1 rRNA gene is annotated in these 2,988 nt (G+C 53.1%); it reads right to left on the reverse strand.

Annotated features, from left to right (window positions below):
* Window positions 1–81 precede the first annotated feature (81 nt).
* A 23S ribosomal RNA gene (locus BS630_RS27195) occupies window positions 82–2,962 on the reverse strand.
* Between the last annotated feature and the right edge of the window lie 26 nt (window positions 2,963–2,988).

Genomic DNA, 2,988 nt, shown 5'->3' on the forward strand with positions numbered 1-2,988 from the left:
ACTACTGCCTATTCACTACTCACTTCATCGATCCGGACGACCGCTTTTGCGGTCGCCGGGAGATGAGCATAGTCAATGAGAACGATCAAGCCGATCGAGCTATTAGTACCGGTAAGCTTCATGCGTTGCCGCACTTCCACACCCGGCCTATCAACGTGGTCGTCTTCCACGGCTCTGATAGGGAATACTCGTTTTCAGGTGGGTTTCCCGCTTAGATGCCTTCAGCGGTTATCCCGTCCATATGTAGCTACCCTGCTATGCCCTTGGCAGGACAACAGGTCCACCAGAGATATGTCCATCCCGGTCCTCTCGTACTAGGGACAGATCCTGTCAATATTCCTACACCCACGGCAGATAGGGACCGAACTGTCTCACGACGTTCTGAACCCAGCTCACGTACCGCTTTAATTGGCGAACAGCCAAACCCTTGGGACCTGCTCCAGCCCCAGGATGCGATGAGCCGACATCGAGGTGCCAAACAACCCCGTCGATATGGACTCTTGGGGGTCATCAGCCTGTTATCCCCGGCGTACCTTTTATCCGTTGAGCGATGGCCCTTCCACGCGGGACCACCGGATCACTATGACCGACTTTCGTCTCTGCTCGACTTGTCAGTCTCGCAGTCAGGCGGGCTTATGCCATTGCACTCGACGACCGATTTCCGACCGGTCTGAGCCCACCATCGCGCGCCTCCGTTACTCTTTCGGAGGCGACCGCCCCAGTCAAACTACCCACCATACACTGTCCCGGACCCGGATGACGGGCCGCGGTTAGACATCCATGACGATAAGGGTGGTATTTCAAGGATGGCTCCACGGAAACTGGCGTCCCCGCTTCAAAGCCTACCACCTATCCTACACATGCCGACACGAATGCCAGTGTAAAGCTATAGTAAAGGTGCACGGGGTCTTTCCGTCTGACCGCAGGAACCCCGCATCTTCACGGGGAATTCAATTTCACTGAGTCTATGTTGGAGACAGCGGGGAAGTCGTTACGCCATTCGTGCAGGTCGGAACTTACCCGACAAGGAATTTCGCTACCTTAGGACCGTTATAGTTACGGCCGCCGTTTACTGGGGCTTCGATTCAAAGCTTGCACCTCTCCTCTTAACCTTCCAGCACCGGGCAGGCGTCAGACCCTATACGTCGTCTTGCGACTTCGCAGAGCCCTGTGTTTTTGATAAACAGTCGCTACCCCCTGGTCTGTGCCACCCCATAATAGTTGCCTAGCATGGGGTCACGCTTCTTCCGAAGTTACGCGTGCAATTTGCCGAGTTCCTTCAACATAGTTCTCTCAAGCGCCTTGGTATACTCTACCTGACCACCTGTGTCGGTTTCGGGTACGGTCTATACGGTGGAGCTATTTCCTGGAACCGCTCCGCTGCCCATCCAATCCAATAAGAATGAACAACTTGTGCAATCCGTCACTACCACCAGGCCCACGAATATTAACGTGGTTCCCATCGACTACGCATTTCTGCCTCGCCTTAGGGGCCGGCTAACCCTGCTCAGATTAACTTTAAGCAGGAACCCTTGGTCTTTCGGCGAGAGGGTCTCTCACCCTCTTTATCGTTACTCATGTCAACATTCGCACTTCCGATACCTCCAGGAGCCCTCACAGGTCTCCCTTCATCGGCTTACGGAACGCTCCGCTACCACGTGTATTGCTACACATCCTCAGCTTCGGTGCATGGCTTCAGCCCCGTTACATTTTCGGCGCAAAGACCCTTATTTAGACCAGTGAGCTGTTACGCTTTCTTTAAATGATGGCTGCTTCTAAGCCAACATCCTGGTTGTTTTGGGATCCTCACATCCTTTCCCACTTAGCCATGACTTGGGGACCTTAGCTGGAGGTTAGGGTTGTTGCCCTTTTCACGACGGACGTTAGCACCCGCCGTGTGTCTGCCGAGTAGTACTCCCCGGTATTCGGAGTTTGGTTAGGATCAGTAAGACGGTGAGTCCCCATAGCCCATCCAGTGCTCTACCCCCGGGGGTATTCGCTCGACGCTCTACCTAAATAGATTTCGCGGAGAACCAGCTATTTCCGAGTTTGATTGGCCTTTCACCCCTAGCCACAAGTCATCCCAATCTATTGCAACAGATGCGGGTTCGGTCCTCCAGTTGGTGTTACCCAACCTTCAACCTGCTCATGGCTAGATCACTCGGTTTCGGGTCTAATGCAACAAACTATATCGCCCTATTCAGACTCGCTTTCGCTTCGCCTACACCTACCGGCTTAAGCTTGCTTGTTACACTAAGTCGTTGACCCATTATACAAAAGGTACGCCGTCACCCTTGCGGGCTCCGACTGTTTGTAGGCATCCGGTTTCAGGTTCTATTTCACTCCCCTTGTCGGGGTGCTTTTCACCTTTCCCTCACGGTACTTGTTCGCTATCGGTCATGCACGAGTACTTAGGCTTGGAGAGTGGTCTCCCCATGTTCAGACAGGATTTCTCGTGTCCCGCCCTACTCTAGGACAATCATGATATCTACGCGTACGGGGCTGTCACCCACTACGGCCGCACTTTCCAGAGCGTTCCACTTTAATCACAATTGCCACTGGCCTGGTCCGCGTTCGCTCGCCACTACTTGCGGAGTCTCGGTTGATGTCCTTTCCTGCAGGTACTTAGATGTTTCAGTTCCCTGCGTTCGCTTCTTACACCCTATGTATTCAGGTGTAGATACCTTATCACAATGCTTGGAAACCGAGCGCGTCCTTGACGCGCAGTGAGTAGTGATCAGTCGGTAGTGAGTAGTTTTCACTGCTCACTAATCACTAATTCCTACTCACTTTCGTGCCAACGGCACGCTCGATTTCCCAAGCATTTAAGGTGGGTTGCCCCATTCGGAGATCCATGGATCAAAGCTCATTCGCAGCTCCCCACGGCTTTTCGCAGCGTATCACGTCCTTCATCGCCTGTGCATGCCAAGGCATCCACCAAATGCCCTTACGACACTTAATCGTTCTCATTGCCAATGCTCATCGTCT

Origin of the sequence: Rhizobium laguerreae (assembly GCF_002008165.1) — a bacterium.
In the GTDB taxonomy this organism is placed as follows: domain Bacteria; phylum Pseudomonadota; class Alphaproteobacteria; order Rhizobiales; family Rhizobiaceae; genus Rhizobium; species Rhizobium laguerreae.